The 26,846-nt window shown below is 65.3% G+C and carries 15 protein-coding genes and 1 pseudogene; 2 read left to right on the forward strand and 14 right to left on the reverse strand.

Translation table 11 applies throughout. The features are described 5' to 3' along the window. Positions 1 to 57: 57 nt before the first annotated feature. The 3 genes from betT (QP140_RS01480) to betT (QP140_RS01490) all read right to left on the reverse strand — a co-directional run bounded on the left by betT (QP140_RS01480) (position 58) and on the right by betT (QP140_RS01490) (position 6,234). Positions 58 to 2,244: a choline BCCT transporter BetT gene (betT, locus tag QP140_RS01480; protein WP_070761996.1), complete on the reverse strand. Its 2,187-nt coding sequence runs from the start codon at positions 2,242 to 2,244 to the stop codon at positions 58 to 60. A gap of 114 nt (positions 2,245 to 2,358) precedes the next feature. Further along, on the reverse strand, positions 2,359 to 3,930 hold the full coding sequence (locus QP140_RS01485; protein WP_284757673.1) for an aldehyde dehydrogenase family protein: 1,572 nt from the start codon (positions 3,928 to 3,930) through the stop codon (positions 2,359 to 2,361). Positions 3,931 to 3,969: 39 nt separating this feature from the next. Continuing rightward, positions 3,970 to 6,234, reverse strand: a complete 2,265-nt coding sequence (betT, locus tag QP140_RS01490; protein WP_284757676.1) for a choline BCCT transporter BetT — start codon at positions 6,232 to 6,234, stop codon at positions 3,970 to 3,972. Positions 6,235 to 6,688: 454 nt separating this feature from the next. Here betT (QP140_RS01490) and betA point away from each other — a divergent pair, with 454 nt between their 5' ends. Next, positions 6,689 to 8,479, forward strand: coding sequence for a choline dehydrogenase (gene betA / locus QP140_RS01495; protein WP_442874975.1), 1,791 nt, complete (start codon positions 6,689 to 6,691; stop codon positions 8,477 to 8,479). 57 nt (positions 8,480 to 8,536) lie between these two features. Here betA and trmD read toward each other — a convergent pair whose 3' ends face one another. The 5 genes from trmD to QP140_RS01520 form a co-directional block, all read right to left on the reverse strand. After that, a complete protein-coding gene (gene trmD, locus QP140_RS01500; RefSeq protein ID WP_284757679.1) occupies positions 8,537 to 9,418 on the reverse strand; it encodes a tRNA (guanosine(37)-N1)-methyltransferase TrmD in 882 nt (293 codons plus the stop codon). Then, positions 9,415 to 9,999 carry a ribosome maturation factor RimM gene (gene rimM, locus QP140_RS01505; protein ID WP_015381525.1) on the reverse strand — a complete coding sequence of 195 codons (585 nt, stop codon included), beginning with the start codon at positions 9,997 to 9,999 and terminating at the stop codon, positions 9,415 to 9,417. Before rimM ends, trmD begins: the two co-directional genes overlap by 4 nt. 8 nt (positions 10,000 to 10,007) lie before the next feature. Beyond that, positions 10,008 to 11,351: an NADP-specific glutamate dehydrogenase gene (gene gdhA, locus QP140_RS01510; RefSeq protein ID WP_070758845.1), complete on the reverse strand. Its 1,344-nt coding sequence runs from the start codon at positions 11,349 to 11,351 to the stop codon at positions 10,008 to 10,010. 349 nt (positions 11,352 to 11,700) lie between these two features. Beyond that, positions 11,701 to 12,210, reverse strand: coding sequence for a 30S ribosomal protein S16 (rpsP, locus tag QP140_RS01515; protein WP_070761991.1), 510 nt, complete (start codon positions 12,208 to 12,210; stop codon positions 11,701 to 11,703). Positions 12,211 to 12,450: 240 nt separating this feature from the next. Then, the gene (locus tag QP140_RS01520; protein WP_070758843.1) at positions 12,451 to 13,587 is read right to left on the reverse strand and encodes a YkvI family membrane protein; all 1,137 of its coding nucleotides are present in this window, start codon (positions 13,585 to 13,587) and stop codon (positions 12,451 to 12,453) included. Between the two features lie 31 nt (positions 13,588 to 13,618). Here QP140_RS01520 and QP140_RS01525 point away from each other — a divergent pair, with 31 nt between their 5' ends. Further along, positions 13,619 to 15,211 carry a protein adenylyltransferase SelO gene (locus QP140_RS01525; protein ID WP_284757685.1) on the forward strand — a complete coding sequence of 531 codons (1,593 nt, stop codon included), beginning with the start codon at positions 13,619 to 13,621 and terminating at the stop codon, positions 15,209 to 15,211. Positions 15,212 to 15,289: 78 nt separating this feature from the next. Here QP140_RS01525 and ffh read toward each other — a convergent pair whose 3' ends face one another. From ffh to QP140_RS01555, 6 genes and pseudogenes are all read right to left on the reverse strand, one after another. Continuing rightward, on the reverse strand, positions 15,290 to 16,876 hold the full coding sequence (ffh, locus tag QP140_RS01530; RefSeq protein WP_070758841.1) for a signal recognition particle protein: 1,587 nt from the start codon (positions 16,874 to 16,876) through the stop codon (positions 15,290 to 15,292). Positions 16,877 to 17,158: 282 nt separating this feature from the next. After that, positions 17,159 to 17,545: pseudogene (locus QP140_RS01535) on the reverse strand (ammonium transporter); the annotation flags it as partial. Between the two features lie 139 nt (positions 17,546 to 17,684). Further along, positions 17,685 to 19,367, reverse strand: coding sequence for a signal recognition particle-docking protein FtsY (ftsY, locus tag QP140_RS01540; RefSeq protein ID WP_284757687.1), 1,683 nt, complete (start codon positions 19,365 to 19,367; stop codon positions 17,685 to 17,687). Between the two features lie 5 nt (positions 19,368 to 19,372). Next, positions 19,373 to 22,927, reverse strand: coding sequence for a hypothetical protein (locus QP140_RS01545; protein WP_284757688.1), 3,555 nt, complete (start codon positions 22,925 to 22,927; stop codon positions 19,373 to 19,375). Between the two features lie 79 nt (positions 22,928 to 23,006). Then, positions 23,007 to 26,495 (reverse strand): chromosome segregation protein SMC, encoded by a 3,489-nt coding sequence (gene smc, locus QP140_RS01550; RefSeq protein ID WP_284757690.1) that lies wholly within the window; start codon positions 26,493 to 26,495, stop codon positions 23,007 to 23,009. Positions 26,496 to 26,546: 51 nt separating this feature from the next. Continuing rightward, a complete protein-coding gene (locus tag QP140_RS01555; RefSeq protein ID WP_284757691.1) occupies positions 26,547 to 26,843 on the reverse strand; it encodes an acylphosphatase in 297 nt (98 codons plus the stop codon). Positions 26,844 to 26,846 lie beyond the last annotated feature (3 nt).

The following is a 26,846-nucleotide window of genomic DNA, read 5'->3' on the forward strand; positions in this document are numbered from 1 at the left end:
TGTGCCGGTTTGCACCAGGTTCACCCGGAGCGAGCCTGTGCTGGCGCAAGACGCTTATTAGTTGGCGTGGTTCTCGCCGAAGTCCTCCTGCCACTCCGGGATCTCGGTGTTGTAGGCCGAGAGGTCGGTCTCGCCCGGCTGGTTCCGCTGCATGTGCAGGTACTCCATGTGTCGTTCAAACAGGTCCAGCACGTTCGCGATGAGTTGCTCGCGGGTGTAGCCGAAGACGTCGTAGCCCAGGGAGCCGTTGATGCCGAAGACCTCGACGCGGTAGTAATTCGCGCCGTGGCTGCCTCGGCGGGCGAACTTCGGCAGGCGCTCCTCGATTGGGTAGAGCTGGTAGCGGAAGTCCGGATCGCCCTTGAAGGTGACGAACAGGTCGAGCTGGTTGATACCGGTGTGCTCGTCAGCCACCGTGGTCAACGTTGCCTCGTGGCCATTGTTCATCAGCTCCTCGGTGACGTCCTTCAGAGCCGGCTTGGCGACCTCCATGATGAAGGACTGCGACTGTTCGGCGGTCGGCCACGTGCCGGCGCGCTCCACGCGGGTGCGCCAATCACCATGCTGGCTATCCGTGCGCCCGGAGATCGCCCCGTGCAGGGCGACTGCACGGGAGTCCATCTGTAGGACCTCTTGTCTGACTGAGAGCACCAGGCCGGCCATGATGAGGAAGACCACGATCATGAACGGCAGTCCCATGATCAATGTCGCCATCTGCAGGGTGCCGATGCCGTCGACCTGCAGCATCGCGACCGTCAGCACAGCGACGGCAACAGCCCACAGCACGCGTAGCCAGACCGCGCCATCGGCTGCCGGGTCGGTGGTGCGGGAGGAGAACTTCGCCATCACCAGCGCACCGGAGTCCGCGGAGGTGACGAAGAACAGCAGGCCGACGATCATCGCCAGCACCAGCGCCAGCGTCGGCCACGGCAGGCCTTCCAGCACCATGTAGAAACCGCGTTCCGGTGAGTTAACGGTCTGCTCCAGCAGGTCGTGGTCGCCGTTGTTAACGACGCGGTCGAGGGCCATGTTGCCCAAGAAGGATGCCCACAGCGCCAGGAACAGGAACGGAACCAGCAGGGTGCCGACGATGAACTGACGGAAGGTGCGGCCACGGGAAATGCGGGCCAGGAACAGTCCGACGAACGGCGCCCAGGCCACCCACCAGGCCCAGAAGAACAGGGTCCAGTTGGCCATCCACTCTTGGGTGGAGGCCGGGGTGGTCGTGTAGGAGAAGGTCTCGAAGGTCCAGCGTGGCAGGGTGGTCAGGTAGTCACCCATATTCTTCACGAGGGAGTCGAAGAGCCAGCCGGTGCGGCCACCAGCGACGACGATGACGAGCAGCGCGACGGCGAGGTAGACGTTCCACTCCGAGAGGCGCTTAATGCCCTTATCCACGCCCGACACGGCGGAAAGGGTGGCCGCAGCGACAGCCAGCACCACCAGCGCGATCTGCATGGCCTTGCCCTCTGGCAGGTCGAAGACGAGGTTCAGGCCGAAGTTCAGCTGCACCACGCCGATACCCAGCGAGGCGGCGACGCCGAAGACGGTGCCCAGCAGGGCGGCGATATCGACCGCATCGCCGATGGGTCCGTGGATTCGCTTACCGATCAGCGGATACAGGGCGCTACGAATCGCCAGCGGCATATTGAGGCGGTAGGCGTAGTAGCCGAAGGCCAGGCCCATCAGGGCGTAGAGCCCCCAGCCGGAGATGCCGTAGTGGAACAGAGTCCACAGCACGGCCTCCTTCATCGCCTCCTCGGTCTCGCCCGGACCAACCGGCGGATTAGCATACTGCGCCAGCGGCTCGGCGACGGAGTAGAACAGGATTCCAATGCCAATACCCGCAGCGAAGAGCATCGCGGACCAAGAGAAGAGGGAGTATTGGGGGCGGGAGTGATCGGGTCCCAGCCGAATATTGCCGGCCTTGGAGGCGGCCAGCCAGATCATGAAGATCAGAGTGATCGCCACGACGGCGACGTATAGCCAGCCGAAGTTTCCGGTCAGCCAGCTGGCCGTGCCGCCGACGATCTTGTCGAAGCTCTCGGCCCCGGCGGCCGCCCAAATAGCGACGGCGACCGTGACCACGAGCGTCGTGATAATGACGGGCCAGTTGGCCTCGTCACCCTTTTTCATTTTTGCTTCGGCGGGTGCGGGCTTGCCAAGCAAAGTTCGGATGCGGGAGGCACCCTTTTCCTTGGCTGGAGCCTCGCTCCCCGCCGCTGTGCGTGCAGAATCTGCCATTCCTGACTCCTTGGAGAAAACCTTTGGTCAGCCGCAAATGTGCGCTATACCACTCCTCCACCCTAGTGGAGTCTCAGGTTTCCCGCAGGAGCCTTTGAGGTTCTGGGCAGAGACTTAGCCCTGGAACCAGCCGGTCACCGCAGGCGCGATGTTGTGGTAGACGTGCTTCTGCTCCTGGTATTCAGCCAGGCCGGTCGGTCCCAGCTCCCGGCCGTTGCCCGACTGCTTCATGCCGCCCCATTCTGCCTGCGGCAGGTACGGGTGGAAGTCGTTGATCCAGATCGTGCCGTGACGCAGGCGCGCAGTGACTCGCTCCGCCTTACCGGCGTCGCTGGTCCACACGGCGCCGGCGAGGCCGTACTCCGTGTCATTAGCGATCGCCACAGCCTCATCCTCGGTGCGGAAGGTCTCCACCGTGACGACCGGACCGAAAGCCTCGTCGTACACGCAGTCCATCTCCCGAGTGGCGCCGTCGATGACGGTCGGCAGGTAGAAGTAGCCCTTCGACAGGTCGGTGTTACCGGTGCCGTGCGGACCGTGGTTATCCGCCTCATCGGCGATCTTGCCGCCGGTGCGGATATCCGCGCCCTGCTCGCGGGCGCGATCGACGTAGGCTGCCACCTTGTCGCGGTGCTCAGCAGAGATGAGGGCGCCGGTCTCAGCGGCTTCGTCGAGCGGCCCGCCCAGCTTGATGGCCGCAGTACGGCGCACGAGCTCGTCGACGAACTTCTCGTGGATGGATTCCTCGACGATGATGCGGGCGCCTGCGGAGCAGACCTGCCCGGAGTGGACGAAGCCACCGTTGAGGGCGTTGTCCACCGCGGCGTCGAAGTCTGCGTCGGCGAAGATGACGTTCGGATTCTTGCCGCCCAGCTCGAGGGCGACGCGCTTGACGGTCTCCGCCGCCTGCTTGGCAACGAGCTTTCCGGTCACCAGGCCACCGGTGAAGGAGACCATGTCCACGTCCGGGTGGGTGGACAATGGGTTGCCGGCGGTAGCGCCAGCGCCGGTGATGAGGTTGGCCACGCCAGCCGGCACGCCGGCCTCGGTCAGCACGGTCATCAGCATCATCGCGGTGTGCGGGGTGAGCTCCGCCTGCTTGAGGACGAAGGTGTTGCCCGCCGCGAGCGCTGGGGCAACCTTCCAGGCCACCTGCAGCAGCGGGTAGTTCCACGGGGTGATCAGGCCACATACACCGACGGGTTCGGCGTCGATGCGGGAGCGGACGTTCGGATCCCCAGCGTCGACGACGCGTCCGGCGGCGTGGCCGGCGAGGGTGCCGAAGTAGTCGAAGGAGTCAGCGATGTCGTCCATATCGGCCTCGGCCTCGGGGAGGCGCTTACCGGTGTCGGCGGCCTCGGCGCGGGCGAACTCGCTCTTATTCTCGCGGATCAAGTCGGCGACCTTGACCAGGATCTTGCCGCGCTCCACGGCTGGGACGGCCCGCCACTCGCCGTTGTCGAAGGTGCGGCGGGCGACCTCAATCGCGCGGATCGTGTCCTTCTCGCTCGCCTCGGAGACGATACCGACCTCCGAGCTGTCTGCCGGGTTGATGATGGTGCGGGTCTCGCCGTCGGCGGCGGGCTGCCACTGGCCATCGATGAACAGCGACGCCACTGCGTCGTCGTTGTGGACGCCCTTCAGCAGGGGCGAGGCGGCTGGGTCGAAGAGCTTCTCAGTGCTCATTCTGTTTTCCTTTCTTGGATCACGTGGGTGGTGATCGGCTTATTTCTCGTCCGTGTCTACCGCAAGGCCCGGGTCGTCAGTCCATGCTCGCACGGGCTCAGCGCCGTCGGAGTGGTCAGAGGTACCCGGCAGGTTGCGCTGGATGTGGATGAATTCCAGGTGACGCTCGTACAGATCCATGATGTTGTCCTTGATCTGTTCCTGCGTATAGCCGTAGACGTCGAAGCCCATGGAGCCCATGAGGTCGAAGACTTCCAGGCGGTAGTAGACGCTGCCGTCGCTGGTGGAGCGGGTGAACGTCGGGACCGGAAGCTCGACTGGGTAGATCTGGTAGCGGAAGCTCTGCTCTTCGTCGAAGGTGACGGTGAGATCCAGCTGCTTGACGTCGATACCCGGCACCTTCGCGGAGACGAGGGTGGCGTTGAGACCACGGCTGTTGAATTGCTCGGCGACGTCCTGCAGAGCAGGGCGGGCCGTCTCGGACATGAATTTCTGAGCATCCTTCGCCCCAGGCCAGGTCGACGCGCGGGAGAGGCGACGGAGCCAGGCGCCCTTCTCCTTCTCGCCAGAGCTACGGCCGGACATGGCGGCGTGAATGGACACGCTCCGGGCCTCGTTGTGGATCGTCTCCAGCTTCAGGGAGCGGATAAGGCCCAGCATGATGAAGTACATCACGATCGCGAATGGCAGACCCATGACCACCGTGGCGTTCTGGACGGTCTCCACGCCATTGATCTGCAGGAGAACGATCGTCAGAACACCGACCAGGACAGCCCAGAAGATACGGGACCACACGGGACCGTCCTGGCGGGAGTCGGTCACCTTGGAGGTGAAGTTGGACATCACCAGTGCGCCGGAGTCCGCCGAGGTGATGTACAGCAGCAGACCAACCATCGTGGACAGGCCGACCAGGAAGGTCGCTCCCGGGGAGGATGCCAGCAGGTCGTAGAAGCCGCGCTGTGGTTCGGCAACCGCGGCCTCACCAAAGGCGGAATCGCCACCGATGACACGGCTGAGTGCGGTGTTTCCGAAGAAGCTCATCCAGCCCAGGATGAACAGGAACGGCACGGTCAGGACGCCGAACACGAACTGGCGCAGGGTGCGGCCGCGGGAAATGCGGGCCAGGAACAGGCCGACGAACGGCGCCCAGGCCACCCACCATGCCCAGAAGAACAGGGTCCAGGCCCCCAGCCATTCCTTGGTCTCTTCAGGGGTCTCGCTGAAGGCATAGGTGTCCATGGACATGCTCGGCAGCTGAGTGACGTAATCGCCGATGTTCATGATGAGTGCGTCGAAGAGGAAGGCAGTCTGCCCGGAGACCACGATGTAGACAGCCAGCGTGATGGCGAGGATGACGTTGAACTCGGAGAGGCGCTTGATGCCTTTATCCACGCCGGAGACAGCCGACAGGGTCGCCACGCCGACGGCGGCGGTGACGAGGGCGATCTGCACGGTCGGGCCTTCATCCCAGCCAAAGAGCAGCTTGAGGCCGTAGTTCAGCTGAACCACGCCGATGCCCAGGGAGGTCGCGATGCCGAAGACGGTGCCCAGCATCGCGGCGATATCCACCGCGTTGCCGACGGGGCCGTGGATGCGCTTACCGATCAGCGGATAGAGGGCGCTGCGGATCGCCAGCGGCATGTTGAGGCGGTAGGCGTAGTAGCCGAAGGCCATACCCATCAGGGCGTACATAGCCCATCCGGTCACGCCGTAGTGGAAGAGCGCGTAGACGACGGCGTTCTCCGCAGCCTCGCGTGTCTCCCCCGCTCCGACCGGTGGCGCGTAGTACTGCGTCACCGGCTCGGCGACGGCGAAGAACATGAGGTCCACGCCGATGCCGGCCGCGAAGAGCATCGCGGACCAGGAGAACAGACGATATTCGGGCCGGGCGTGGTCCGGGCCGAGGCGGATCGCCCCTGCCCGCGAGAGCGCGACACCCAGCACGAAGACCACGCAGATCGTGGCGGTGAGGATGTAGAACCAGCCGAGGTTATTGGCGATCCACCCGGTGGTGGAGCCCAGGGTGTCGTATGCGTTATCGGGCGCGATGGTCGCCCAGGCCACGATGATCGCGATCCCCAACGCCGAGAGGAGGAACACCGGCCAGTTGGCCTTCGGTTCCACGATTTCGCCCGGGGTGTACGGCTCGGATTCCCGCTCGTCGCCGTGGCCTACGACAACCTCGGGAACGATCTGCGGTTCAGCGCTCGCGCCGGTGCCCTTTTCGGTCGTGTCGACGGCGCCAGGGGTGCTCGACGCGCCTTCCGACACTTGATTCCCTTTCGCTGAATCTGTGTTCTTCATCTCATTTCCGGTATCTTTTGGCGGCCCTTCACTCAAGGCGTTCCGACCCTCCTACGTTAATTCTGTAATAGTTTTGGTTGCTTTTTATAAAGCGAGCCAACTACTCATGCATAGCAAACCTTTTGCCATTCCCGCACCTGAGCCTGGCAATTCTCTAAGAGTCTAGACAACATCACGGTGCGCTCTAGCTGCATGTTTCAGTGATCTCACAGACTTTTGGGCATGCCAACCGAAACTGTGATTTATGCCATCTTTTTAACTGATTCATTATTTCCCGGGTGGCATAGGCAGTTTATCCGCTGGCATACTGGATCGTGCTCAATGTTTTTAGTTGCATTTTCGGGGTTATATCAATGTCCCGGCGGCTCGTGCCCCACTTGGGACGCAGCCCGCAACGGCACCCCGGTTATGCTTTAGGAAAGGTGAGGTTTCACTCTTGTCGCTCTGGAATAAAATTCGGGCACCCTTCGCCAAGAACGACACGGCGGGCGAGGTCATCGAGGACTCGCACCGCGACGTTGTTATCGTCGGTGGCGGCTCGGCGGGCTCCGTCCTGGCCAACCGCCTGACCGAGGACAAGGACACCAAGGTCATGGTGCTGGAAGCCGGCCGCATGGACTCCTTCTGGGATCTGTTCATCCACATGCCAGCCGCCTTCGCCTTCCCCATCGGCAATAAGTTCTACGACTGGGCCTACGAGTCCGAGCCAGAGCCGGAGATGAACGGCCGCCGCATCTACCACGCCCGCGGCAAGGTGCTGGGCGGTTCCGGCTCCGTCAACGGCATGATCTACCAGCGCGGTAACCCGATGGACTACGAGAAGTGGGGCAAGCTACCGGGCATGGAAAACTGGGATTACGCCCACGTCCTCCCCTACTTCAACAAGCTGGAGACCGCACTGGCGGCCGACCCGAACGACCCACGCCGTGGCCACGACGGCCCGCTGAAGCTGACCCGTGGTCCGGCTACCAGCCCGCTGTTCCAGGCCTTCTTCCGCTCCGTGCAGGAGGCAGGCTACAACCTGACCAACGACGTCAACGGCTACCGCCAGGAGGGCTTCGCCCCCTTCGACCGCACCATCTTCCACGGCAAGCGCCACTCTGCAGCGCGCGCATACCTGCACCCGATCATGAACCGGAAGAACCTGGACATCCGCACCCGGGCGTTCACGACCAAGGTTCTCTTCGAGGATGCGCCGGCCGACGGCTCCGCACCGAAGGCCATCGGCGCGGAGTACACCTGGAAGGGCAAGACCCGCCGCGTGTACGCGGACAAGGTGATCCTGTGCGGCGGCGCGTTCAACACCCCGCAGCTGCTGCAGCTCTCCGGAATCGGCGATAAGGAGCACCTGAGCTCCCTGGGCATCGACGTGCGCAAGCACCTGCCGGGCGTGGGCCAGAACCTGCAGGACCACCTGGAGGTTTACGTCCAGTACAACTGCACCCAGCCGGTCAGCTCCCAGCCGTACTACAAGATGTGGATGCGCCCGATCATCGGCCTGCAGTGGCTGCTGACCCGCCGTGGCCCGGTTGCTAGCTCCCACTTCGAGGCCGGTGGCTTCGCTCGCTCCAATGAGAACGAGGACTACCCGAACCTCATGTTCCACTTCCTCCCAATGGCCATCCGCTACGACGGTAGCCAGCCGGAGGGTGAGCACGGCTTCCAGTTCCACGTCGGCCCGATGTACTCCGATACCTCCGGCCACGTGAAGATCAAGAGCACCGACCCGCACGAGAAGCCGGAGATCCTCTTCAACTACCTGAAGACCGAGCAGGATCGCCGCGAGTGGGTCGAGGCCATCAAGGTGTCCCGCGAGCTGCTGGACACCGATGCCATGCGCGAGTTCACCGACGGCGAGATCTCCCCGGGTGCTGCCGTGCAGACCGACGAGGAGATCCTGGAGTGGGTGCGCAACGACGCCGAGACCGCGCTGCACCCGTCCTGCACCGCCAAGATGGGCTCCGCGGATGATGAGATGGCCGTCGTGGACCCGGAGAGCATGCAAGTCCACGGCGTGGAGGGCCTGTACGTCGTCGATGCATCGGCCATGCCGATCGTCACCAACGGCAACATCTACTCCCCGGTCCTGATGCTGGCCGAGAAGGCTGCGGACCTGATCCGCGGCCGCAAGCCGGAGGCACCAATCAACGTGCCGTTCTACCAGGCGAAGAAGGACATGCCGCTCTACGCTGAGGGCGAGCAGGTCCGCGATCACACGAAGGCCATCGACGGCGCGGACTGGTAAATACCACCACCGGGCGCGGCCAAGCGCCCGCCCGGTGCCCGCGCGGTTAACAGCCGTTTAGGCTTCGCGGTGAGCGTCGAGCACTTGCTCGTCCGCCGCGCTCAGCCCACCCGCCGCTCGGAGCTTCTCAATGAGCTCCGGGCGGCGTTGTTGTGTCCGCAGCAAGGCCTGCTCGCGGCGCCAGCGGTCAACGAGACCGTGATTGCCGCTGAAGAGCACCTCCGGGACATCCAACCCCCGCCACTGCCGTGGCTTGGTATAGGCGGGGCCTTCGAGCAGCCCGTCCTGGAAGCTGTCCTCCTCGTGGCTGGCCTGATTGCCCAGCACACCGGGAATCAACCGGACGACGGCCTCTGCCATGACGAGGACAGCGACCTCGCCGCCGATGAGCACGTAGTCACCGATGCTGACCTCCTCGACGCGGTAGTTGCGGGCAGCGTCGTCAACGACTCGCTGGTCGATGCCCTCGTAGCGGCCGCAAGCAAAGACGAGGTGCTCCTCCTTGGACCACCGGGCCGCCATCTCCTGCGTGAAGGGTGCGCCCGCAGGCGTGGGGACGACGACCACGGGGCCGCGCGGTGCGGTGTTACCGTCTCCGTCGCCGTCGTCCTTCGCTTCTCCCCCACCCGCCGGAGCAGGATCGTCGAGGGGTGCCAGCTTCTTGTGGGCCAGGGAGGTCTCGAGGTCGCGTGCGGTGGCTGCGGGTCCGGTGCCCGCGACGACGTCATCGAGGGCGGGCCCCCATACGCTGGGCTTCATCACCATGCCGGGACCACCGCCATAGGGGGTGTCGTCGACGGACTTGTGGCGATCGGTAGCCCACTGCCGCAGGTCGTGCACACCAACCTCGAGACGGCCGGATTCGATGGCCTTACCCAGCAGCGCGTGGCGCAGCGGGTCGAGGTACTCGGGGAAGATCGTGACAACGTCGAGTCTCATGCCAGCTCCAGCAGCCCTTCCGGTGGGGTGACGACGAGGGCCTCGTTGTCGAGGTCCACGATGGGGACGATCGCCAGTTTGAACGGGATGAGGATCGTGGAGCCCGCGGTGGGCAGGTCCACATCTGCGTCCACGGCGACCTCGAGGGTGGCTCCGGCCGGGCCGTGGCTGACCCCGGTGACCTCGCCGATGTCCACGGGCTCGGGCTGCTCCCCCTCGTAGGCACGGCGATTGGCGGTATCGGCATCCACGGCCCCGACGTTGAGCACCCGCAGGCCGATGAGCTCGTGGTCGTAGTAGCCGTCGTCAGAATCATCCTGCAGGGGCGCGGCCATGAAGCGTGCCCCGCGCAGGGACTCGGCCTCGTCGCGGTCCCGGACCTCCTCGAAAGTGACGAGAAGGCGGTTCTGGTGACGGCGTAGACCGGCGACCGTGAGCTGGCGTTCTTTACCCGTTTGAACGGCGCGAAGCGCCTCGCCGATGGCGAAGCGCTCCGTCACGTGGTCGGTCGACGGATCCACCACGACCTCCCCCTTCACGCCGTGGGGCTTGATGACTCGACCAATCTGCAAATCTGGCATGCAGGCTATTAAATCACTCCCTGCGCCAGCATTGCATCTGCCACCTTGCGGAAGCCCGCGATGTTGGCGCCGATGATGTAATCGCCCTCGGCATCGAACTCTGCGGCCGCACGCTGGGCGGTGCGGAAGATGCGGTGCATGATGTCGCGGAGGCGCTTGTCCGTGTACTCGAAGGACCAGGAGTCGCGGGAGGCGTTCTGCTGCATCTCCAGGGCGGAGGTCGCCACACCACCGGCGTTGGCGGCCTTGCCCGGGCCGAAGTGGATGCCGCGCTTGCGGAAGACGCTGATGGCTTCCGGGGTGCTCGGCATGTTCGCGCCCTCTGCCACGAAGCGGCAGCCGTTATCGGCCAGGATGACCGCGGAGTCGCCATCGAGCTCGTTCTGGGTGGCGCATGGAAGGGCGACGTCAGCCTCGACCTCCCAGATGTTGCCCTTCTCGTGGAAGGTCACGCCGTCGATGCGCTTGGCGTAGTCGGACACACGGCCGCGCTCGACCTCCTTGATCTGGTGCAGCAGCTCGAGATCGACGCCCTCCGGGGTGGAGACGTAGCCGGAGGAGTCGGAGAACGCCACGACGGTGGCGCCGAGTTCCTGAGCCTTCTCCATCGCGTAGATCGCGACATTGCCGGAGCCGGAAACGATGACGCGGGCGCCGTTGAGGCGCTCCTTCTCGGCCATCATCATTTCCTGGACGAAGTACACGGCACCGTAACCGGTGGCCTCCTTGCGGACCAGGGAGCCACCCCAGTTCAGGCCCTTGCCGGTCAGCACGCCGGACTCGTGGCGGTTGTTCATGCGGCGGAACTGGCCGAAGAGGTAGCCGATTTCGCGGCCACCGACGCCGATGTCGCCGGCCGGGACATCCGTGTCCTTACCGATGTGGCGGTGCAGCTCGGTCATAAAGGACTGGCAGAAGCGCATGATCTCGTGATCGGAGCGGCCCTTCGGGTCGAAGTCGGAACCGCCCTTACCGCCGCCGATCGGCAGACCGGTCAGGGAGTTCTTGAAGATCTGCTCGAAACCGAGGAACTTGATGATGCCCAGGTTCACCGAAGGGTGGAAACGCAGACCGCCCTTGTAAGGGCCCAGCACCGAGTTGAACTGCACGCGGAAGCCGCGGTTGACCTGCACCTTGCCATTGTCATCGATCCAGGGCACGCGGAAGATGATCTGGCGCTCTGGCTCGCACATGCGCTCGATGAGCCCATCCTGCGCGTAGTGCTCGTCCTTGTGCAGAACGTACTTCAGCGACTGCAGAACTTCTGCGACGGCCTGATGGAACTCCGGTTCGCCTGCATTTCGCTTCAGGATCTGTTCGTAGTACTGATTGACGGTCTTATCAACGTCCACCGGTTTCTCCTCTACGGATGCTAAATCTCACGTGATGTACATCATATTCCACTGCGTGGTCAGCCCGAACACTGGGTCGGAGCTAAGCAACGCTGGTCACGATGCACCCGATCCCACAAGAACTTGTTGAACAATAATTATTTAATTGCCCAAGGTTTTGTGAGATCTTGATTACACCACTCGGGGCGCCTTTTTCGTCAATCGGAACGCGGAACCACCCCGCTGGGGGCACCCCTCACCTCGGGTGCCCCCGCCAGCCAACGATCAGATAAAGAACAACGGGGAGCCACCACGCTTGTGCGCAGCGACTCCCCGTTATGAGGAAATCACACCCCAAAGGGGGCATTGATTACTCGGCGGAAGCCTCCTCGGACTCCTCTGCAGCCTCAGCCTCTGCCTTCTCAGCTGCCTCAGCCTCCGCCTTCTCGGCGGCCTCTGCCTCAGCAGCAGCCTTAGCCTCGGCCTCTTCCTTCGCCTTGCGACGCTTCTCGGTGATGGCCTCAGCGGTCGGGCCCTCGGCAGCCTCAGCCAATGCCTCGTTGAAGATGTCCAGCTTGGACTTCTTCTCCGGCTGCGGCTTCACGGTGTTCTCGCCACCCTCGAGGCCCTTGGCCTTCTGCCAGTCACCGGTCAGCTTCAGCAGTGCCAGTGCGGTGTCGGTCGGCTGAGCGCCAACGCCGATCCAGTACTGAGCACGCTCGGAGTTGATGTCGATGACGGAAGGCTGGTTTGCCGGCTGGTAGATACCCAGGTTCTCGATGACGGCACCGCCGCGGCGGGCACGAGCGTCCTGGACGACCACGCGGTACTGCGGGGTGCGGATCTTACCAACGCGCTGAAGCTTGATCTTGACAGCCATGATGTGGCTCCTTTTCTGGTCACTGGGCAGTTCTTGTCGCTTCCCCTTGATGGGAAACCGGTTCAACCCTTGATGTTTATCCTGCGGGTGACTACCGGCCGACCGTGGTCGGGATCGGTATACCGCAGGGCGTTCGCATGGCATGGCCACAGCACAACCGCCGTAGCCACAACCCGAACCATATTAGCCATCTGCGCCAGGAAACCCAAACCCGGCAGTGCTATCGCTTAAGTTGTAGCGCTACTGCGCATCACCGGCAGGTTCCCCTTCCCGGCCGGCCCGCCACAGGTCCACCAGGCGCAGGCGGCGGTCAGCTTCCTGGGCGATCTGCTTATAGCGCCGAACCCAGGCGAATGTCATCACCGCGATGAGCAGCAGACCCATGTACCCCAACACCGGGTAGATCCAGCCGATCAGATTCTTGAAGCCCGCAAAGGAGAGCACGAAGCCCACCACCACTGTTCCCACGTAATAGCGATAGAAATACTCCGGTCGGGAGGCGCTCATGCGGCGGGCCAGCGCGTAAAACATTCCGAGCGCGGTATTGAAAATCATCGCGTAAATGACGACCGCCATGATGTGCCCCAGAGCCGGGTGAATATGCACGATAAGGCTCAGCATCGGCAGGTCGTCGTGCCCCACCTCGCGGACCGCGAGGAACAGCGTGATGGTGCTGATCGCCATCATCAGAGAAAGGATCACGCCTCCCAAGAACCCGCCTCGTCCCGCGAGCCTGGGGTTGAACATCTGCCCGCCGATGACGACCGCCATGGACACCGCGACCATCAGGTTGAATCCCACGTAGTTCACCGCGGCGATAGACCAGTGCGGCAGTGGGGAACCGATGGCCAGCGCCTCAGCGTCCAGCTCCGCGAGCGGCGGGTGGTCGACGAAGAAGATCACGTACAGGCTGGCCAGGCCGATGAAACCGAAGATGAAGGGAGTTGCAGCTCCGATCATCGTGGTCACCCGGTCGACGTCCAACCGGCCTGCGCCGAGGATCAGCAGCACCATGAGGACCCCGCCGATCCAGGTCTCCAGACCCCACTGCTGGTTCAGGTTGGAGCCGGCACCAGCGAACATAATGAAGCCGGTGGCGAACAGGGTCAGGCTCACTCCGATATCGAGCACTCGCGCAAGCACCGGGTGGGAGACGCGGTCGAAGACCTCGCCGTGCTCCTTGGCCTGGAAGTAGGAGGCCAGCTGCAGGATGATCAGCGCCATCGAGCAGACCACCAGGGCGGATAGGCCCACGCCCCACAGGCCGTCGAGGCCGAAGCCCACGAAGTACTGCATGACCTCCTGGCCAGAGGCGAACCCAGCGCCCACGATCACACCGACGAAGGCGAAGGCGATCTTTAACGTTTCACGAATCACCCGGTCATCATAAGCCGATACCGTGGGCACTATGTGTTTCCGAAACTCCAGCGAGGCCGCGGCACCCAGTGGCCATCACCCCCATGACGGCGCCACGGGTTCGCCGACGCTCGAATACAACTTCGCCCACCAGCTTCCGGAGCTCACCGCGCCTTATGAGCCTGCCACCCCACTACCTGGGGCACGGATCCTCGTGCTGAACGAACCCCTGGCAGCCGAGCTGGGCCTGAATGCTGACTGGCTCGGCTCCCCCGCTGGCGTGCAGTTTCTGCTCGGTCGCGGAACTGATTCCGAGGCTCGCCCAGTCGCCCAGTTCTACGCCGGCCACCAGTTCGGCAGCTTCAACCCGCAGATGGGCGACGGGCGCGCCGTCCTGCTGGGCGAGCGTCGCACCCCCGACACCGACGAGCTGCTGGATCTGCACGTCAAGGGGGCGGGCACCACTGCGTACTCCCGCCCCGGCTCCGACGGCAAGGCGCCACTGACGGCAGCGTTGCGCGAGTTCCTGCTCAGTGAGTTTATGCATGCTGTGGGCGTTCCTACCGCCCGGAGCCTGGCCGTGCTCACCACCGGCGAACAGGTTCGTCGCCACCGCACCGAGCCAGCAGCTGCCATCGTCCGGGTCGCCACCAGTCACCTAAGGGTCGGGACCTTTCAGGCAGCGCGCATGCGGGACCCGGAGAACGCCTCGAGCCTACTGAGGAGGGTGGCAGACATGGCAATCCAGCGCCACTTCCCTGAACTCGCCGAGCTTTCGGCCCCGGAGCGCTACCTGGAGCTGTACCGGCATGTCGCGGCAGCGCAGGCCCGGCTGATCGCGCAGTGGATGCGGCTCGGATTCGTCCACGGGGTGATGAACACGGATAACACCGCCATCGGTGGCTTCACGCTGGACTACGGCCCCGCGGCCTTCCTGGATCGCTTCGACCCGCAGGCCGTGTTCAGCTCGATCGACGCCCACGGCCGCTATGCCTTCGGCAATCAGCCAGCGATCGGTGGCTGGAACCTGGCACGCTTGGCCGAGGCGATGCTGCCGCTGCTCACCCCAGCGCCGGGCATGGACGCGGCCGAAGCGAATCGCATCGCGGTGGCCGCGGCGCAAGACGTGCTGGATGAGTATTCGGCGATCTACCGGCACGCGCTCGATGCGGAATTCGCCGACGCACTCGGCCTCGACGCGCAGCAGCCTTCCCACCAGCACGTGCTGAGCGAATTCCAGGTGTTGGCCGAGGAGCATCAGCTCGATGTAGCGCAGGTCCTGCGCCAGCTCACCGACACCGATGCCAACCCGGCAGGGCTCGGTAGCCAAGCGTGGCACGACACGTGGTCAGCCAACGGCGCGCTGGGCGATAACCGCGCTGCACTGCGCGATCTCTCGCACTGGTGTGAGCAGTGGTCGGGTGCACAGCCCGATAGAGAGCTCATGGCCCGCATCAACCCGGTGTATTACCCCCGCAACGCCCACGTCGAGGAGGCACTGGCAGCGGCCCTCGGCGGCGACTACGCCCCCTTCGAGCAGCTGTGGGACGCTCTGCGCGCCCCCTTCACCCGCCGCGTGGTCCTGGAGCGCTGGGAGAAGCCCACCCCCTCCCCAACGGGTTTCCGCACCGTGTGCGGCACCTAGCCGCCAGCCGCTAGCCGCCAGCAGGAAACACTGGCGGCACTCCCCAGCCGCGACGTGCTGACGCGGAGCGGGTGGAGGTTATTTCTTGCCTCCGCCGAACATCTTCTCCACATCGATGCCCTCCATGCCCGGGGGCAGCTGGTCCTGCAGCGCCTTGAGTTCCTTCATCGATGGCATTCCGCCACCCATGCCTGGCATCCCCGGCATCCCCGGCATGCCCTGACGGTTCATGCGCTGCGGGGAACGACGGTTCTTGTTGCGGCCCTTCTTCCCCTTGCCCTTGCGGTGATTCTTCTGCTTCTTCGTCGCAGAACGCCCACCGGGCATGCCGAACTGACCGGCCATGCGGCCCATCATCTTCTTCGCCTCGAAGAAGCGCTCGACCAGCTGGTTGACCTCGGAGACCTGGACGCCGGAACCGGCAGCAATGCGCTTGCGGCGGGAGGCGTTCAGGATCTTCGGGTCGTTGCGCTCCGCCGGGGTCATGCCTCGGATGATGGCCTGGATGCGGTCCAGTTGCTTCTCGTCGACCATGTCCGCGAGCTGGGACATCTGGGAGCCGCCAGGCAGCATCTTCAGGATATTGCCGAGCGGACCCATCTTTCGGATCATCATCATCTGCTCGAGGAAGTCCTCCAGCGTCAGCTCACCCGATGCCATGCGCTCGGCAGAGTTCATGGCCTTCTCCTGGTCCACGACCTGCTCGGCCTGCTCGATCAGGGTGAGGACATCACCCATGCCCAGGATGCGGGAGGCCATGCGGTCCGGGTGGAAGACATCGAAATCCTCGAGCTTCTCACCCGTGGAGGCGAACAGAATCGGCTTGCCGGTGACCTCACGAATGGACAGGGCGGCACCACCACGGGCGTCGCCGTCCAGCTTGGTCAGGACCACGCCGGTGAAGTCGACGCCGTCGCGGAAGGCCTCGGCGGTCGTCACGGCGTCCTGACCGGTCATGGCGTCGATGACGAAGAGCACCTCGTCGGGCTCAACGGCGTCGCGGATGTTACGCGCCTGCGTCATCAGCGTCTCGTCGATACCGAGGCGGCCTGCGGTATCGATGATGACGATGTCGTGCTGGGTGCGGTAGGCCTCCTCGATACCCTTCTCGGCAACCTCAACCGGGTCGCCCGTGGAGGTCCCCATCTCATGGTCGTGGGACTCCAGGCTGGTGCCCGGATCCGGGGCGAAGGTGGTCACACCGGCACGCTCACCGACGATCTGCAGCTGCTGCACCGCGCCCGGGCGCTGGAGGTCACAGGCCACCAGCATCGGGGTGTGGCCCTGCTTGGACAGGTAGCGGGCGAGCTTACCGGCCAGGGTGGTCTTACCCGCACCCTGCAGACCGGCGAGCATGATGACGGTCGGCGGGTGCTTGGCCAGGGTCAGGCGGCGTGTCTCGCCACCGAGGATCTCCTTGAGTTCCTCGTCGACGATCTTGATGACCTGCTGGGCCGGGTTCAGCGCCTCGGAGACGATGACGCCGTTGGCGCGCTCCTTGATGCGCTTGATGAAGGCGCGCACGACGGGCAGGGAGACGTCCGCCTCGAGCAGCGCGAGACGGATTTCGCGTGCGGTGGTGTTGATGTCCTGCTCAGTGAGGCGGCCCTTGCCACGCAGCCCCTTGAGGGCACCTGATAGCCGGTCTGAAAGTGACTCAAACACGTTCTCGTGTCTCCCTTAATACGATCGCTGAAAACGTCTCAACGCCCGGTCGGGGCGAACAACGTTAAGTAGTTATCCCTGCCACCTTAGCGCGGCGGGGGCGTTGTCCGGCAACGACCGGGCGTGTGAGAGTCAGTTGCGGGGCTACTCCCGCTGAGCGACCGCCGCATCGACGAGCGCGTGATAGGCCCGTTCGCGGTGGTGCGTCACATCGATGCCCGTGTTCTCCTCCTCAGCGCTAATTCGCCAGCCGAGGCGGTACTTCAGCGAGATGCTAAAAGAAGCCAGCACGAGGCCAGCCACCCCGGCGTTGATGTGGATGACCGTGCCGCCTGCGAAGTCGATGGGGGCAATATTCGCGACAGTCTCGGCGCCTTCCACATGGGCCCCGAAGAGCCACGCGGACAGGCTGTTGGCTCCCTCGCCAAGGAGTCCACCGCCCCAGACCATGTGGGCCATCGGCGCATAAACCAGGACGACCCATACTGCGGTGAAGATCAGCCAGGTGTGGATCTTCACCCTGTTGGCCAGCGAGCCGGAGATGATCGCGGTGGCGATCATGGCAAAGGTCATCTGAAACAGGACGTTGACGGCGTTCGGCATGCCGTGCGCGTCGATGAGAGGATTCCCGGAAGCGTCGAAGATACTGTGCGCGAGACCGAAGAACTCGGTCAGCTGAGCGTGATTACGGAAAATAAATTTATCACTATCCGGCCACGCAAAAACAGAGAAAAATACGAAAAAAGCGGCAGAACCCGTTGCTAGGTTCCGCCGCTCGAGCCAGAAAATCCTGGCTGAAAAGCTCGTTTTAGCCTAGGAGCGCGTCCACGAAGCTCTCCACCTCAAATGGTGCGAGGTCGTCCGCTCCCTCGCCGAGGCCGACGAGCTTGACCGGCACGCCGAGCTCTTCCTGTACCTGGAAGACGATGCCGCCCTTGGCGGTACCGTCCAGCTTGGTCAGCACCACGCCGGTGATGTCCACGACGTCGCGGAATACGCGGGCCTGCATCAGGCCGTTCTGCCCCACCGTGGCGTCCAGAACGAGCAGCACCTCGTCCACGCGGGCGCGCTTTTCCACGACACGCTTGACCTTGCCGAGCTGGTCCATCAGCCCGACGGAGGTGTGCAGTCGGCCTGCGGTGTCCACGAGGACGACGTCCGCCTGCTCATCCATACCCTGGCTCACCGAGTCGAAGGCCACGGACGCCGGATCCGCGCCCTCCTTGCCGCGGACGGTGCGAGCACCAACCCGGTTGCCCCAGGTCTCCAGCTGGTCGGCAGCGGCCGCACGGAAGGTGTCTGCGGCACCCAGCACGACGTGCTTACCCATGCCGACGAGCACGCGGGAGAGCTTGCCGGTGGTGGTGGTCTTGCCGGTGCCGTTCACGCCAACAACCATGATCACGCCTGGCTTGCCCTCATAAGGCATCGCCTTGATGGAGCGATCCAACTCCGGCTTGCCGGCCTCGATGAGCACCTCGCGCAGCATCGCGCGCGCCTGCTCCTCGCTCTCCACGCCCTGGGAGGCGATGCGCTCGCGCAGGGAGTCCACGACCTTCATCGTGGTGTCGGCACCGAGGTCCGCCATGAGCAGCGTGTCCTCGATTTCCTCCCAGGCATCCTCATCCAGGTCGCCTGCACTGAGAATGCCGAGCACGCCGCGACCGATGACGTTCTGGGACTTCGCCATGCGGCCACGCAGCTTGCCCAGGCGCCCCTCCACTGGCGCGATCTCCTGGGTGCGGGCGGCCTCCTGCTTCTCTGCCGGGGTGGCGGCGTGCTCAACCGCGTCTACGGGCTCATCCTCAGCCGTTGTCGCAGCGGCGGTCTCGTCGGCTTGCCCGACCTCCTTCTCCGCGGCAGGCGCCTCCGGGGTCTCGGCTGGCGCAGCCGGGACGTCAGCCGGTGCGGTGGTCTCCTGTTTCGGGGCAGGCTCGGCCGTGACCGGCTTCTCGCTTCCAGCCTGCTCCCCCTGCGACTCGTCGGCTGCCTTCTCAGCGGCCGGCTTGTCCTGCTCAGCGGCAGGGGCTACCGGGGCAGCGGGCGCTGCTGGCGGAACCGGCTTCTCTTCCTCCGGTACAGCGGGCGCGGATTCTTCCGCCTCGACCTTTTCCGCTTCAGCCTTCTCAGCCGCGGGCTGCTCTGGCTCAGTCTTCGCCGGTGCCGGCTTCTCAGAAGCCTCCGCAGGAGTCTCGCCCCGCGGCTGGGTCTCCTTCTCCTTCTCGAAAGGAGCCGGGACGCTCACCCCGCCGATATCCATCGTCGGGCGGCCTGCATCCTCCGAGGTCGGCGCCGGGGATTTCCCGCCAGAGGTGAAGTTAAACCCACCCTTGGCCTGGTAGTCGCCCGAGGACGGTTTCTTCTCGATCTCCGGACTCTTCTCGAAGGAGATCTGCTTGGACTTGTTGCGGCGCAGGCCCGCCACGACGACGATCGCCACGATGGCGGCCAGCACCACCAGGCCAATGAGTACCCAGATGAAAACGTTCATAATCCCTAGTCTTTCAGATTTGGCCCGAACACACCGAGAACCATCGCATCGGCGAGGACCACATCGCCGGTCACGAGGTCTGGAACCAGCTGGGCCATCTTCGCCCAGCCCTCATAGGCCTGCGGCAGCTTGCCCAGGGTCGGCAGGTGGCCGTGCGCGTGCATGCGCGTGGCCAGCGCGAAGACCATGGAGATCACCGGCGCCAGTGCCCAGCGGTTCTGCGGATCATCGGTATCCACCCCGTCGAGCCGTTCGAAACGCACCCGCGCGGACAGGTACAGCTGGCGGTTCGCAGACTTGATCCGGCGCAACACCGCCACCGCCGTCGTCATCAACGTCGGGTCCCCGAGCAGCTCGGAGAGCGCCACACGGTGGGTGAAGGTATCGAACACGGCGATGAGTCGGCTGTTCTCGTCCGAAATCGCACCCGGGACCAGACCGGCGTCGCCGAAGAACATGGCGAGCACTGCCTTCTGCTGATCCTCGTTCATGTGCGCGATCTGGACGGTGGTGGCGTCGATGCAGGAGTTCTCCAGGGAACGGTCGTGCCCCATCTCCAGGGTCTTGACGGCCCCCTCACCGGCGGTGGCTGCCAGCTGCTTCTTCAGCGCCTTGATGCTCGGCAGCTGCTCGGCATCATCCTCATCCAGTCGAGCGATCGCGCCCAGGATATCCAAGGCGTGGATCCATGGGGTGCCGATCTCGTCCCGTTTCTGCTCCGCGGGGCTCATCAGCTCCTCCTGGGTGACGTCGAAGGAGGAATGCACCAGGCCGGAGGCGATGAACTGCGCCGGGCGATCCGCGGTGGCGACCAGAGATCGCCCCATCGCGTGCACCGACGCGCGCGCATCGTGGGTCAGCGCCTCGCGCACCCGCTGAGAGAGCGCAGGCGGCACCTGGGCGCGCTTCTGCAGCCAACCGGCCTGCACGTCCCACAGGGTCGGCAGAATCTCCGGGTCAGACGGGGCCTGCTCGGCCTGACCGACAAGGAAAGCAGACAGGTGCGACCACGGGGTGTCCTCCCCTCGCCCGAAGTAGCCCTCGGCCTCGACGGTCTGCGCGCGCTCGCCCGGGCCGGAGGGGGGACGGAGGAAGGAGAAACGATCCGGGGCGAACAGCTGAACGGCGAGCGGACCGGCGTCCTGCAGTTCGGCGGGAAGCTCGACAGGCTCACCCGTGGCACCGATGGTGACGGTACGGGCGGGCTGCCACGGTGCCGTGACGGGCCAGACCCACGCACTCCAGCAGCCGAGGTCGGGGGCGTCAGCATCCGCGCCCGTGTCGAAGACGAGCGAACCGTCGGCGTAGGACACATTCCAGGTCGGTGCCGGGACGATGTTTGCCAGCCGGACGGAGACGCGGCGGCGGGCCACCGAGTCGATGAACTCCAGCTCGAAGCTGCCCTGCGACAGCACGGCGAGGGAAGACGCTGCGGCGCCGAGCTCCGCGGACCAAGTGATGTTGTCCTCCGTCTCCAGCTTCAGCGTGCGCACCGGGGCGCCGTGGCGGTCGCGGATGACAAGGCTAGGCCGCTCGAGCGGCTGGTCCAGGGGGCTGCCGGGGCGGACGCGGAACTTGGTGTCCTGGTCCAGCCAGGAGGAGCTGGTGCGCACGGCTTCCGTGCGCCACATCGGCTCCTCGCCACGCAGCGTGAGCTGGTAGCGCAGCCGTGGTGGGTGCACCACAACCGGTAGCGCGTCGCCGGCATCGGTTTCCACGACCGTGGTGACGTACTTCTGATCGGGGCCGACGGTGGCTTTCACCCGGCGGGAGAAGGGCTTATCACCGGCGAGCAGCTTCACCGTGGTCGGGCTCAGTCCCCCGGCCTGCGGCAACCGGGTCAGCGCGGAGGGACCATCGATTTCGACGTCGGTGCTGAGCCCCTCGACCAGTCCGTACTCGTGCCGGAAGGACTCGTTACGCGGTCCACGCAGGCGCACCAGGTACTCGCCGGCCCATGGGCTGTCATAGGCCTCCGGGTCAAAAACCTCGAAGGACCCGCCCTCCGGCGGAACCTCAAGGGGTTCCTCATCGGCGACCGTGTCGCCGTACTCGCCCGGGCCCGCGTAGGCACCGATCGTCAAGAACCAAGTCTCGACCGCTCCCGACTGGGTCGGCGGGAACTCCACAAGAAGTGACTCCGAATGGATTGGCCGACCGGACTGGGTGCGCAGACCCGGGACGGGTTCGCCGAGCTCAACGAACCGCACGCGCTGCCGCGGGTCGACGGCGCGCACGCTCCCGATCGACGGACGGCGCTCCCCCGGGCGCTCAAGATGCAGCGAGAGAGCTTCGGAGAGATCGAGCAGGCGGATAGTCCAGCCTTCCCAGGCCTTGACCTCGTGCTCCTCGAGTACCGGGATCTCCTGATCGCTCACCGGGTCCACCGCGCGGGCGTCGGAGGGGCAGACCACCCACACCGTGGCGTGGTGCAGGGTGGCCATCTCCGTCAGGTCGCCGCCGCGCTCGGTGAAGATCAGGCTGGGATCATCCGTGCTGACCATGGAGACCTGCCACTGCTCGTGGGAGGCAACGTTGCGCACCCAAATCTCACGCAGGGGCCGGCGCACGGGGATGTCGAAAATCTCGCTGGTCTTCGCGCCCGGGCGGTCCGCCTTGCTGGTGATGAATGCGGACGGGCTGCCGTCGAAGTCCAGGCGCCAACGCACCTCATCGGGGTTGGTGAAGTGGCTATTTGCCAGCTCCTGCTCCGGCAGGCGCAGCAGCACCCTGCGGCGCAGCACATCGAGGCGCAGGCGCGGCCGATCCTCCGCGTGGGCCACGCCCACCGTGTAGCGGCGATCGACGGTGCCAATGGGGCGCTCCCGCAGCTCCGCCGCGATCTCCTCGGCGACCAGCGGGAAGACGTGGTTCTTCTGCAGCGCGCGGTGCCACTGCCCCTCCTCGGCCCCCTGGTGCACCACCCGGACGACCGGCTCAATCAGCTTTTGGGCCAGTTCCGGGGAGGTCGCGCATAGCGGCCCTAATTGCAGTCGCTGGGTTGCAAGCTCAGCGACGACCGCCGCTGCCTCCTCGCTCAAGTCCTCGGCAGCCTCTCCCGACATGCGGCGGGTATCGATCAGCTCGATGAGCTCCGGTGTCCAGTCGCTGGCGATGCCCACGTGCCCGAAGAGCCGCCCCATCTCACCGTCCGGGCCACCCGCCAGGTTATCCATCGGGTCCAACCCAGCAGCCTGCAGAATCTCCGCGAAGTGGCCTTCGATGAGCGCCACCCGATCCTCGGTGGCCTCCAGACCGAGCCCGGCCCAGAATTCGGCGGCCACCTGGGGAACCTCGTTGAGCTTCGCGGCGCGCGAGATCAGCACCGCGGCGGTCAGCGCCGGGCAGGTCTGCAACAGCGCGGCATCGTCCGCGCCGGCAGCGATCTGGCGGCCTAGAAAGGTGCCATAGAAGCGGGTGAGTCGCTCGAGTTCATCTCCGGTGATGTCCAACTCCACAAAAAGCTGGACGTCCTTGAGCTTCGTCGCGAGTTCCGCCTCGGCGCTGGAGGCCCAGGCAAGGAGCGTGTCATTCAGGTCTGCAATCGGGCTGGTAGTCACGTCCGCCAATCCTAGCCTTTGGCCCCGCGGCGATTCCGCGCGCCCCGGCCCGCTCCCCCTGTGTGCGGGCTGGCCTGGGCTAACCGGCTTCCAATGGCTTCATGCGCTGCGAAATAACGCGCGTCACGCCGTCCCCGCGCATGGTCACGCCATAAAGGACATTGGCCACATCCATCGTCGGTTTCTGGTGCGTGATCACGATCAGCTGGGAGTCCTTCCGCAGCTCCTCGAACAGCGCGATCAGGCGGCGCAGGTTGACGTCGTCCAGTGCGGCCTCGACCTCGTCCATGACGTAGAAGGGGCTAGGTCGCGCACGGAAGATGGCGACGAGCAGGGCCAGCGCGGTCAGCGACTTCTCACCGCCGGAGAGCAAGCTCAACCGCTTGACCTTCTTGCCCGGCGGGCGGGCCTCCACCTCGATGCCGGTGGTGAGCATGTCTTCCGGGTCGGTCAGCACGAGGCGGCCGGATCCGCCCGGGAAGAGGGTCTCGAAGACCTTGGGGAACTGCTCCTCCACGTCGTGCCAGGCGTCCACGAAGAGGGTGAGGATGGTGTTGTCCACGTCCTTGATGACCCCGTTGAGGTCCTCGCGGGCGCGCTGTACGTCGTCGAGCTGGCTGGCAAGGAAGGAATAGCGCTCCTCCAGCGCCTTGTATTCCTCCAGAGCCAAGGGGTTGACCTTGCCGAGGGAGTTGAGATCCTTCTCCGCCTGTTTGAGCTCCTTACGCGCTGTGGCCTGGTCGAAATCCTCCGGCAGCTCGACGGCCAGCAGCTGCTCGGGAGTCATGGTGAGCTGCTCCATCGCGGATTCCGCGGCCTGCTCGAGTTTGAGCTGTGCCTGGTTGCGCTTCAGCTCCGCCTCGTGCGCCCGCTGGGTGACCGCCCCGAGCTGGCTGTTGTACTTATTGACCTCAGCCTTTTGCTGGCGCATCTGTTCCTGCCATTGGCGGTGCGCCTGCTCGGTCAGGGTGCGGGACTCCTGGGCACGATGGAGCGCATCAGCAATGCGCTGGCCGACCCGTTCGGCCTGTTCCTGCACGATGAGCGCGGCCTGACGCTTAGCTTCGCGGCGGGCCCGCGCGATCTCGTGCTGTTTGCGCGAGGCCTCCTCCTGGCGAGCCTGGCGCCGCAGGTTTTCCGCTTTGCCGCGGGTGGCGGCGGCGCGTTCCTCCGCGGTGCGCAGCTGCAGACGCGCGTCCATCTCCATGGCTTTCGCCTGCGTGAGCTCTTGAGCCGTGCGGTCACGCTGCGCGGTGGAAGGCTCCTCTTGTTCTTCCGGCTCCTGCACGCGCGAGAGTCGGTCCCGAACCTCGGCGAGTTCCTCATCAGCCTGCCGCGCCCGCTCCTCGGCCTGGTTGCGTTGGACGGTGGCGCGCTCGACGCTGCGGCGCGCCGATTCCTCTGCGTGCTCCGCCGCCTTGAAGCGGTGCTGGGCCGCCTGGACGCGTGCCCGTTGTTCCTGGACGGCGGCCTTGGCGCTGCTGGCAGCGGCGCGGCGCTCCGCGGTGGTTTCCAGCGCAGCGTCGAGGCTTGCCTTCAGGTCAGCGAGCTGTTCCTTCTTCTCGGCGACGTCCGTACTGGCCTGGTCAATCTTCGCAGCAAGCTCCACCGCTGGGGTGGCTCCCCCGCGGCCGGCCGCGAACCAACCGGGACCGAAGAGGCTGCCGGCTTTGGTCACTGCCCGCAGCCTGGTGTCGGCGGCCACGACGCGGCGAGCCTCAGCGGCGTCTGCCACGGCGACCACGTCGACGAGCATCGCGTTCAGCGCGGCGGCGACCTTATGGCTGGGCTCGATGACGTCCAGCAGCCACTGCCCCGCGGGCAGGGTCACATCGAGACGCCAGCCGGCCGTCTCCTTGGTTTCGGAGCCGGATTCGATGACGAGGGCGCGGCCCTCATCGCTGCCCTCGAGCGCACTGAGGACTGCGTCGTCCGATGCAGTCACCACCCCAGTGGGCGCGATCGCGCCTAGGACGGCAGCCACTGCGGCGGACCAGTCGCCGGTGACCGTGATGTTCTCCGCCAGGGTGCTCACCGCATGCCCCTGCTCCTCGGCGGCGGAGGTCGCTCGGGCGGCGCCGTCGGTGGGGCGAAGCCGCTCCTGCCAGCCGGTGATGGTGGCCTCCAGGCCAGCGATCTCGCGTTCCAGCGCGCGTTCCTGGTTGCGTAGCTCCTCTGCGCGCTGCTCGACGGTCTGCACCTCGCGGGCGAGCTGCTCTGCGGTTGCGCGGAGTTCCTCGCCCCCGCCTTCGATATCCGCCAGCGCGTCGGCGGCTTCCGCGAGTTCCTCACTGAGGTTTTCTAGCTCCTCGGTGTGCTCGCCCACAGCTTCCTCGCTGCGCTCCACCTCGGCTTGTGCGTTAGCCAACCGCTCGCTGGCTGCTTCCTGGCGGGAGAGCAGCCGCACCACGCCCTCACGCCGGTCCGCGATGGCCCGGACCTGGGCGAGGTGCTCGTTTTCTGCCTGCCGGGCGGCGTCCTGAGCCTCCGCGACGGTCTCCCTGATGCCCTCGAGTTTCTCCTGGGCAATCTCGACGGCCTCGTCGAGCTCCTCCTGTTCGGCATCTGCCCGCTCGGCGCGCTCCAACAGATGAGCGGGGTCGGGTCCCAGCCAGGCGGTCTCTTCGCTGGCCTGAGCGCGGTCAGCCGCGATGCGCAGGGAGGCGGAGTTCTTCTCCGCGACCGCCGAAAGTCGGTACCAGAGGGTGCGGGCTGACTCCGCGTCCTCCAACGCGGTGCGCAGCTCTTCCTCCACCTCGGCGAGCTCACCGGAGTGCTCTTCAAGCTGCTCGGTGAGGTATTCGCGCTCCTCGATGAGCCGCCCGGCCTCGGCGTTGGCCTCGTGGAGGTTCTCCGACAGAGTGCGGACGTGGTGGGCGGCCAGCACCGTGCGACGGTCCCGGATGGTGGCCTGCACGGTGGACGCCCGCTGAGCGGCGTCAGCCTGTCGGGCCAGGGGCCCCAGCTGGCGGTGCAGCTCGTCAGTCAGGTCCTGGAGGCGATCCAGGTTGGCCTGCATGCCGACCAGTTTGCGCTGCGCCTTCTCTTTGCGGCGCCGGTGCTTCAGCACACCCGCGGCCTCCTCGATGAAGGCGCGGCGCTCCTCGGGCTTGGACTCCAGGATTTGGGAGAGTCTGCCCTGGCCGACGATGACGTGCATCTCGCGGCCGATGCCCGAGTCGCTCAGCAGCTCCTGAATATCCATGAGCCGGGCTTTGGCCCCGTTGATCTCGTATTCGCTGGCTCCGTCGCGGAACATGCGGCGGGTGACTGCGACCTCGGAGTACTCGATTGGCAGCTTGCCGTCGGAGTTGTCGATGACGAGGGTGACCTCCGCCCGCCCCAGCGGTTTGCGGTCACCGGCACCGGCGAAGATGACGTCCTCCATCTTGCCGCCGCGCAGGGTCTTCGCCCCCTGCTCCCCCATCACCCATGCCAGGGCGTCGACGACATTGGACTTACCCGAGCCGTTGGGGCCAACGACCGCGCAGATCCCTGGCTCGAGTTTCAGGGTCGTCGAAGACGCAAAGGACTTGAATCCTTTGAGGGTCAACGACTTGAGGTGCATGCGGTTATCTTATCGTTGCGTGCGGACAAGCTCTAAGCACAGGCTCGCGCGTTAGCGACGCTCGAAGCCGATCGCACCCTTGGGTTCGCCCCACAGTTCGACGACCGTGGTGACCTGTCCCGGGCGCTGCGGGTTCGTCAACGCGCCGGGTTGGAGCCGGTCGAGCAATTCTTCGGCCAGGTGTCGCGCCCCCTCCGCGACAACGAGCACCCGCCCGTCCGGGTAGTTCGTGGCCGAGCCTGCCAGCCCCAGGGCTTTGGCCTGGCCGGCGACCCACCAGCGAAAGCCGACGCCCTGGACGTGGCCGTGGCACCAGGCGGTGAGGCGGACCTGTGGTTGCTCAGTCACTTC

Origin of the sequence: Corynebacterium sp. UMB9976 (genome assembly GCF_030212265.1) — a bacterium.
GTDB lineage: Bacteria > Actinomycetota > Actinomycetes > Mycobacteriales > Mycobacteriaceae > Corynebacterium.